The organism is Actinomadura rubrisoli (assembly GCF_004349215.1).
Lineage (GTDB): Bacteria > Actinomycetota > Actinomycetes > Streptosporangiales > Streptosporangiaceae > Spirillospora > Spirillospora rubrisoli.
Genome location: NZ_SMKU01000378.1, coordinates 1 through 8,587 on the forward strand (window position 1 = coordinate 1; position 8,587 = coordinate 8,587).

Consider the following 8,587-nt stretch of genomic DNA (forward strand, 5'->3'; position numbering starts at 1 on the left):
GTGTTGGGGCGCGGGCGGGGAAGGGGTGTCCTCGGGACGTGTGGCTGGTTTGGGTGCGAGCTCTTCGCGTGTCGGGAGGGGTGTGTCCTGGACGGTCGGGGTCGGCTTCCTGCGGACGGAGATGTCGGGCCTCGTCAGCGACGAAGCCTTCCGTCCGGTCGGCTCGTCCTCGGCCTTCTCCTCGCCTTCGTCCTCGGCCGGGGCTGCGGCCTTGTCCGGCTTGGGGGCGTCTGGAAGGCGGAACTCTGCCGTCGCTGTGCGGGAGGACTCCTTTTTGGACGTCTCGGCGCCCTCGTCGGGCTCCTCGGCCCCAGTCTCCCCGCCCGGCTCGGCCTCGGGGGCGGCAGGGTTCTCGACGGTGTCCGGCCCGTCGGCCGTCTCCGGTTCGTGCTGGGCGTCGTCCACGACCCGACCCCTCCCTCGACTTGTGTCTTGACACGCAGACGGAGCGGGCCTTCGCCGTCAACCCCCGGTGCACCTTGAAGGATGCGCAGTTTAGCGGGGAAGTTCACTTCGTTACGCATTAGTGATCATGGTGTGGCGGGGACGGCGTGAACCCGGGCGGCGGGTTGTGGAGATACACCGCTGACACAGTCCCGACGGGAAGGCCGGTCCGTATGCCATGGTGTCCGGAATGACCGCACCTCCTGGCGGTCCCCCCGCCGCGGGAGCCCCCCTCGCCCCGGCGCGCGACGCCGACGCCGATCTCATCGAGCGGTCGCTGGCCGATCCCGAGGCGTTCGCCGCGCTGTTCGACCGCTACTCGGCGATGCTGTACCGCTACGTTTCGCGGCGGCTCGGTCCGGAGACCGCCGAGGACGTCGTCGGGGAGACATTCCTGGCCGCCTTCAGCAGGCGGCACCGTTACGACCTCGCGCAGCGCGACGCGCGGCCGTGGCTGTTCGGCATCGTGACGAAGCTGGTCGCGCGGCACCACCGCACCGAGGCCGCGCGTTACCGGGCGCTGCGCCGGAGCCCGGTGGACGGGCCGGTGGAGGGGCCCGCCGACCGGGTGGCGGCGGGGGTGACGGCGTCGGCGGCGCGTCCGGTGCTGGCGGAGGCGCTGGCGGGGCTGTCGCGCCGCGACCTGGACGTCCTGCTGCTGGTGGCGTGGGGCGACCTGGCGTACGAGGAGGTGGCGAGGGCGCTCGGCATCCCGGTCGGGACGGTCCGCTCGCGTCTCAACCGGGCCCGGCGCAAGGTCCGCGCCGCGCTCGGCGACACCAATCCGATGCACGAGGAGGAGTAGCCGTGGACGATCTGAAGATGCTCCGCGGCCTTGGCCGGGAGCTGGAGCACGAGCCGCCGGGGTCGCTGGTCCGGCAGCGGCAGCGGCTGGTGGACGCCGCGCGGGGACGGCCCCGGAAGGTCCGCCTGCCGAGCCGCTGGGCGCTGGTCGGCATGGTCGCGGTGGTCACGGCCGCGCTCATCGTCGTCCCCGCCGTCCTGCTCCGCAAAGGAGACCTGAGGCCGGTGGACCAGCCGAACCCGTTCGCGGCAGGGAGCGGCAAGATGCTCAACGTCCTGATCATGGGATCGGACGCGCGGAGTCGGGGCGGCCCGGCGCGCTCGGACACCCTCGTCCTGGTTCACCTGCCGGCCGACCGCAAGCACGTGCGCGCGGTCAGCGTCCCCCGGGACTCGCTGGTGCGGATCCCCGCCTGCCGGACGGCGGAGGGCAAGCTCGTCTCCGGGGGGACGGGGCCGATCAACGCGGCGTTCACGCTGGGCGGCGCCCCGTGCACGCAGAGGACCATCGAGTCGCTCACCGGCGTCCGGATCGACAGCACGGTGACGATCGACTTCGGTGGCTTCAAGAAGATGGTGGACGCGCTCGGCGGCGTCGAGGTGACGCTGCCGAAGGCGGTCACCGACAAGCGGACCGGGCTGTCGCTGCCCGCCGGAAGGCAGCGATTGGACGGGACGCGGGCGCTCGCCTACGTGCGGGTCCGCCACGGCCTCGGCGACGGCTCGGACCTGTCCAGGGTCGAGCGGCAGCAGCGGTTCATGGCCTCGCTGCTGCGGCAGGCGAAGTCCCAGCAGCTCAGGAACCCGGTGCGGTTCGTGCGGTTCCTCGCCGCCGCGGCCGGGTCGGTCACCACCCACCCGCGGCTGGACGTCCCGGCGCTGGAGGCCATCGCCCGCAGCCTGGAGAAGACGGGCGCCGACGCCGTCACGTTCAGCACCGTGCCCGTAAGCCCATCGCCGCATGACCCGAACCGGCTCGCCTGGGACCGCGACGCCGCCGCGGCGCTGTTCGCGCAGTTCAAGGCGGAGAACTGAGCGTCCGCAAGGGGGTGTCGCGGCGCCGGGGCCATCCCTGCGCGTCCGCGATGAGTGATCCCGCTCCTGCAGGGTAAGGGCCGAATCATCCCGGGGCCCTGAAACGATCCGCCCAAGGAGTGAGGATGGCCACGAAGATTCGCGACATCATGACCGGCTCGCCGACATCGGTGTCCCCGGAACTCGACATCGTCACCGTGGCGCGCGCGATGCGCGACGAGGACATCGGTGCCGTGCTGGTGGCGGAGGGCGACGACCTCAAGGGACTCGTCACCGACCGCGACCTGGTGATACGGGGGCTCGCCGCGGGCGGCGACCCGAGCCAGTCCAAGATCGGCGGCATCGCCAGCAGCGTGACCGCCACCGTCGGTCCCGACGACTCCCTCGACAAGGCCGCGCAGATCATGCGGGAACGTTCCGTCCGGCGGCTTCCGGTGATCGAGGACGGCCGTCCGGTCGGCATCGTGTCGATCGGCGACCTGGCGATCGAGGAGGACTCCGGTTCGGCGCTCGCCGACATCAGCGCGGCGCGCTCGAACGGCTGACCAGTGGGCGCGCCCGGCGGTTCCCCGCCGGAACCCCCGTAACCGGCCGACCGGGTGCGCCCACCCCCGCCGTCAGGGGAGGACGGCCAAGAGACGGTCGAGCTCCTCTTCGGTGTTGTAGTAGTGCACGGACGCCCTTACGGCGGACGGTAGCGCGTGTGGGTCGTACCCCTGGGAACGGGGACTCGTGGTGTTGACGTTGACCCCCGCCTGCCGCGCCACCGTCTTGATCTCGGCGGGTTCGTGGCCGTCCACAGTGAACGTGACAATGCCCGAAGGACGCTCGCCTCCGTCCAGGACGGTCGTCCCAGGACGGTCCGCCAGTTCCTCGCGCAGCGCAGACGCTAGAGCGGTCACCCGCTCCTCGATCGCCTCGATCCCCACTTCCATCGCGTAGTCGGCGGCCGCGCCGAGGCCCATCTGTCCGGCGACATAGCGTTCCCACGTCTCGAAGCGGCGGGCGTCCTCACGGATCTCGTAGCCGTCCGGTGCCTTCCATGTGGCGGCGTGCAGATCGAGGAACGGCGGCTCCAGCGTCTGGACGATCCCCTGCCGCACATACAGGAACCCCGTCCCGCGCGGGCCCCGCAGGAACTTGCGGCCGGTCGCCGACAGCACGTCACAGCCGATCTCGCCGACGTCCACCGGGAGCTGCCCGATCGACTGGCAGGCGTCCAGCAGGTACAGGACGCCATGCTCGCGGCACAGCCGGCCGACCTCCGCGACCGGGTTGACCAGCCCGTTGTGCGTCGGGACGTGGTTGAGCGATACCAGCCGCACATCGCCCTTCGCCAGTTCGTCCTCCAGCGCGTCCAGTGACAGCGTGCCTTCCGGGTCGTCCGGGACGACCTCCACGCGGACGCCCTTGGACGCCGCCACCTGCTGGTAGGCGATCGCGTTGCTGGAGTACTCGCTCGTCGTGGTCAGGATCCTGTCGCCCCGCGCGAAGGGGATCGCGTAGAACGCCATGTCCCACGCTCGAGTCGCGTTCTCCACGTAGGCGATCTCGTCCCGGTGCGCCCCGATCAGCCCGGCCACCGCGTCGTAGAAGTGCTCGACGACCGCGGCACTGCGCTCGGCCGCCTCGTACCCGCCGATGAGCGACTCCAGCGCGAACTGCTCCGCGACCGTCTCGATCACCGGACGCGGAGGCAGGGCGGCCCCGGCGTTGTTGAGATGCGCCACCTCCGCGCACCCGGGAGTGTCCGCCCGCACCTTCTCGACATCAATCCCCGCTTTCACAACACCGCCGTCCCGCACGCTCGCACCGCCGCTTCGCACGTTCGCGCCGCCGTTCCGCACGTTCGCGCCGCCGCTCCGAGCCTTCGCGCCGCTGCTCCGCGCCTTCGGAGCGCCCGCCGGCGCGTTCCCACCGTTCCCGCTGTCGTCGGTCCTTGCCTCGATACCCGCCTGCCGAGTCTCGCTGCCCACCTGGCGCCCTTCTCGTGCTGATCGTCATCGGAATTGTCGTACCCACGCGCGACCCTGGTCACGGCGATGACTTGACCTCAACTTTCGTTGAGGTTCCATGATGCTGTTGTAGAGAGTCCCTCAGAGAGCGGCGGTAAACCCAGATGGACATGGAAGTCACCGCGTGGATGTCCTTGCACCACGCGATGAACGCGCAGAACGACCGCAGGCCCTTCTCCAAGGCGACCTTGCTCCGCATCGCACGCTTCGCGGGTCCCCATAGACGGCTGCTGTTCTCGTTCTTGCTGCTCAGCGTGCTGTTGGCGGTCCTGGCGGTCGCGACGCCCGTCCTTGCCGGACGGGTGGTCGAGGCCATCGTCGACCAGTCGGCCAGTTCCACGGTCGTCCGCTTGGCCATCCTGATCGCGGTCCTGGCGTTCGCCGAGGGCGGCCTTGGGCTCGTCAACCGATGGCTTTCGGCCCGCATCGGCGAAGGGCTGATCCTCCATTTGCGCACGGCGGTCTTCGACCACGTCCAGCGGATGCCCGTCGCGTTCTTCACGCGTACCCGCACCGGCGCCCTGGTCAGCCGCCTCAACAACGACGTGATCGGCGCGCAGCGCGCGTTCAGCGACACGCTGTCCGGCGTGGTCAGCAACCTGGTGATGCTCGTCCTCACCTTCGCCGTGATGGTCGGCATCTCCTGGCAGATCACCCTGCTCGCGCTGATCCTGCTGCCCATCTTCGTGCTGCCCGCCCGCCGCATGGGCACCCGCCTCGCGCGCCTCGAACGCGAGGCCGCCGCCCACGACGCCGCGATGAGCACCCAGATGACCGAGCGGTTCTCCGCCCCCGGCGCCACCCTGGTCAAGCTGTTCGGACGGCCGTCCCGCGAGTCCGCCGAGTTCGCCGCCCGGGCCAGCCGCGTCCGCGACATCGGCGTCCGCACCGCGATGGTGCAGCACGTCTTCATCACCGCGCTCACCATGGTCTCGGCCCTGGCGCTGGCCCTCGTCTACGGCCTGGGCGGCTGGTTCTCCCTGCGCGGCGACCTCGACGCCGGCGCCGTCGTCGCCCTCGCCCTCCTGCTCACCCGCCTCTACGCGCCGCTGACCGCCCTCGCCAGCGCCCGCGTCGAGGTCATGAGCGCCCTCGTCAGCTTCGAGCGCGTCTTCGAGGTCCTCGACCTCAAGCCCCTCGTCGCCGAGAAGCCCGAGCCCCGCACCGTCCCGGACGGCCCGGTCACGGTCGAGTTCGACCACGTCCGCTTCGCCTACCCGTCCGCCGACAAGGTCTCGCTGGCCTCTCTCGAAGAGGTCGCCACCCTCGACACCCGCGGCGGCGTCGACGTCCTGCACGACGTCTCGTTCCGCGCCGAGCCCGGCCAGATGATCGCGCTCGTCGGCTCGTCCGGCGCCGGAAAGTCCACCATCGCCCAGCTCCTCCCGCGCCTCTACGACGTCGACTCCGGCTCGATCCGCCTCGGCGGCATCGACGTCCGCGACCTCAGCTTCGAGTCGATCCGCGACACGCTCGGCATGGTCACCCAGGACGGGCACCTGTTCCACGAGTCGATCCGCGACAACCTCCTCCTCGCCCGTCCCGAGGCCACCGAGGACGACCTCTGGGACGTCCTGCGCCGCGCCCGCCTGGCCACCCTGATCGAAGGCCTTCCCGACGGCCTGGACACCATCGTCGGCGAACGCGGCTACCGCCTGTCCGGCGGCGAGCGCCAGCGCCTCACCATCGCCCGCCTCCTCCTCGCCCGCCAGCGCGTCGTCATCCTGGACGAGGCCACCGCCCACCTGGACTCCACGTCCGAGGCCGCCGTCCAGGAAGCCCTGGACGAGGCGCTCGACGGCCGCACCGCCGTGGTCATCGCCCACCGCCTCTCCACCATCCGCGCCGCCGACGTGATCCTGGTCGTCGAGGCAGGCCGCATCATCGAACGCGGCACCCACGAAGAACTCCTCGCCGCAGGCGGCCGCTACGCCGACCTCTACAACACCCAGTTCAACGACCAAACCCCTCTAGAACCAGTCGCCTAACAACTCACCCACTCCGTCCCGCGCCTCGCCCCCGTCCCGTCCCGTCCCGTCCCAAACCTGGGCCGGGACGGGCCCACTTCCCCCGCCGCACTCCCAGAGCCGCCGCCAACCAGGAGGCGACTCGACCGAACACGCACGTGAGACCGAACCCAATGCGCTACTCCGCGCTAAAAGCCTCAGCGTCCAGGACGCGCCGCGCGAACTACGGACACTCACCGCCGGCGACGACCTCGCGAACACAGGACCCGCCACCGCTCCTACCTGTACATGGCCATGATCTTGTTAACACCTGACCGGTAGGTGTTTGATCAGCAAGAAGACCTCCGGGCGTAGTGGAGTTTGCATGCTTCACCAACACCCGGAGGTCGTGATGGGTCACGCTAACGCTCGGCTGACATTTCACGGCAGATGCCTGCTGGTTCGCCGTGTCGTGCAGGACCGCCGCCCGGTCGCGCACGTCGCGGCCGAGTTGGGGGTGTCGCGGCAATGCGCGCACCGGTAGGTGAGTCGCTACCGCAGCCAGGGCTGGGACGGGCTGGCCGAACGGCGCAGCGGCCCTCGCACCTGCCCGTCACGAACCCCGGCCCAGACCGAGGAGAAGGTACTGGCCGCCCGGCGCGAACTGCGCGCCGACCCCGACCACATCGCCGCCTTCGATGGTGCGGCCGCCGTGTCGTTCCGGGTCGAGTTGGCCTTTGAGGGTGTGGTTGACCGACTCGATGAGCTGGCGGACGCCCTTGAGCAGGTGCTCACCCGGCCGGGGTTGCTCACCGCGCATCGACGGCCGCAGCACCTTCGTCCCGTGCCCGGCCAGCTCGTCGCCGAACCAGCGGGCCCGAAAGCCCTTGTCGGCGATCAGCAGCAGTCCCGGCTGGCGGCCAGTTCGGGTTCGATCTGGAGCATCGCGGCGACCACCTCATGCTCGTCCGGCTTGGAGTTGACCAGCGCCCAGCTGATCGGTATCCCTGCCGGGGTGCAGACCAAATACAGCCGCAGGCCCCAGAACCAGCCGCGAGTGGATCGGCGGTATCCGTAGGGCGCCCAGCCGGCCAGGTCCGAGCGCTGGACGGTGGGACGGGACCGGCCGCACTCCACGGGGATGGAGTCGGCGATCCAGACGGTGTCGTGCCAGAGGCCGATGTCGGTGGTCAGGACGCGGATGACGCGCTTGATCTGCGGCAGCGCGGCCCGCAGCCGCTTGTTGTAGCCGGACTGCTGCGGGACGAAGGGGAAACAGGTCCCCCAAGTGGGTGCGGACGGTCCGCAGCCGGCGGGCCTCGGAGGCGGATCCGGGCATGGCCTGCATGACCACCAGGCAGATCAGCTCGGCGTGACTGAGAATGGCCGGTCGTCCAGGCAGCCGGGCGATCCCGGCCATGTCGTCGTCGATCTTGACGCGCAGCGCGGTCACGAGGGTGTCCGGGTTGTTCTCCACAAGACGATCTTGGACACCCTCTTCGCATGCCGTCGCCACTTCACCACATCGGGACCATTAGAAATCACTCGTCCAGCCGACCGCTTCCGCGCTGGTCACGCCTTCCTGATGGGACGACGCGGCGCGCGCCGTCCCGCCCCGGGCGCGTTCGGCCTCAACACCGGCATCGCTGACGCCCACAATCTGGCCTGGAAGCTCGCTGACCAAGCAGGCCCCGCCCTGCTCGACAGCTACGAGGCCGAACGCCGTCCAGACGCGACCCTCACCTTTGTGGCTGGCCAACCCGCGCCTGCACTGGGACGCCAGCCCAAAAGCACGCGCCGAAGCGGGCGTCGTCAACACGCCAATCGTCCACATGAGACCGCTACGACTCCACCGCAGTCATCGCCCCGCGCCGCACTTGCCGCCGACCGAAGGCATCGAACTCACCATGGAGGCCGCACGACGCCGCCCACATCTGGCTCGACCAGTCACTCTCCTCCCACGACCTGGTGCGCTCCCGCTTCACCCTCCTGACCGGCGCCACATGGCTCAAGACAACTCAAGAAACGGTGAACCATTTCAGCACAGAACTCCCCGTCTAGCAGATCCCCATCGAACGCTGACTCCACGTCACCGGAACCACCAAGAACGGCGCTTTCCTCCACCAAGACCAGTACACCGCCTGACGAAGCCCCACCCTGCTCGCCCATCCGTCCAACGCCCTAACTCACCTATTAACCCGCAAGCCCTCCACAACAAGCCCTCCACAATCCGACTCACCCAACTTCACATCAACCCAAGTAGGCCAGCCCCCACAGCCTCCACAAGAACCCCGCCTAAGCCGCACCGCCTCCCCCAAACACTCCAAATCACCACTCTCAACC

General features: G+C 69.8%; 6 protein-coding genes and 2 pseudogenes. 5 read left to right on the forward strand and 3 right to left on the reverse strand.

What is annotated here, in order from left to right:
* Window positions 1–405 (reverse strand): annotated as a pseudogene (locus tag E1298_RS40100) (hypothetical protein); the annotation flags it as partial.
* A gap of 229 nt (window positions 406–634) precedes the next feature.
* On the opposite strand from E1298_RS40100, the gene E1298_RS40105 reads away from it, so the two are divergent.
* From E1298_RS40105 to E1298_RS40115, 3 genes are all read left to right on the forward strand, one after another.
* A complete protein-coding gene (locus tag E1298_RS40105) occupies window positions 635–1,249 on the forward strand; it encodes an RNA polymerase sigma factor (RefSeq protein WP_131902618.1) in 615 nt (204 codons plus the stop codon).
* A gap of 2 nt (window positions 1,250–1,251) precedes the next feature.
* Window positions 1,252–2,283: an LCP family protein gene (locus E1298_RS40110; protein ID WP_131902619.1), complete on the forward strand. Its 1,032-nt coding sequence runs from the start codon at window positions 1,252–1,254 to the stop codon at window positions 2,281–2,283.
* A gap of 125 nt (window positions 2,284–2,408) precedes the next feature.
* The gene (locus E1298_RS40115; RefSeq protein ID WP_131902620.1) at window positions 2,409–2,828 is read left to right on the forward strand and encodes a CBS domain-containing protein; all 420 of its coding nucleotides are present in this window, start codon (window positions 2,409–2,411) and stop codon (window positions 2,826–2,828) included.
* Between the two features lie 72 nt (window positions 2,829–2,900).
* On the opposite strand, the gene E1298_RS40120 is transcribed toward E1298_RS40115, so the two are convergent.
* Window positions 2,901–4,013, reverse strand: a complete 1,113-nt coding sequence (locus E1298_RS40120) for an aminotransferase class V-fold PLP-dependent enzyme (RefSeq protein WP_243726117.1) — start codon at window positions 4,011–4,013, stop codon at window positions 2,901–2,903.
* 389 nt (window positions 4,014–4,402) lie between these two features.
* Between E1298_RS40120 and E1298_RS40125 the strand changes: the two genes are divergently transcribed.
* On the forward strand, window positions 4,403–6,286 hold the full coding sequence (locus E1298_RS40125) for an ABC transporter ATP-binding protein (protein WP_131902621.1): 1,884 nt from the start codon (window positions 4,403–4,405) through the stop codon (window positions 6,284–6,286).
* A 649-nt stretch (window positions 6,287–6,935) separates the two neighbouring features.
* Here the strand turns inward: E1298_RS40125 and E1298_RS52020 are convergent.
* Window positions 6,936–7,664 (reverse strand): annotated as a pseudogene (locus E1298_RS52020) (transposase); the annotation flags it as partial.
* On the opposite strand from E1298_RS52020, the gene E1298_RS52025 reads away from it, so the two are divergent.
* The gene (locus E1298_RS52025; RefSeq protein ID WP_424923200.1) at window positions 7,617–8,237 is read left to right on the forward strand and encodes an FAD-dependent monooxygenase; all 621 of its coding nucleotides are present in this window, start codon (window positions 7,617–7,619) and stop codon (window positions 8,235–8,237) included. The pseudogene E1298_RS52020 and the gene E1298_RS52025 sit on opposite strands and share 48 nt — an antisense overlap.
* The last annotated feature ends 350 nt before the right edge of the window (window positions 8,238–8,587 follow it).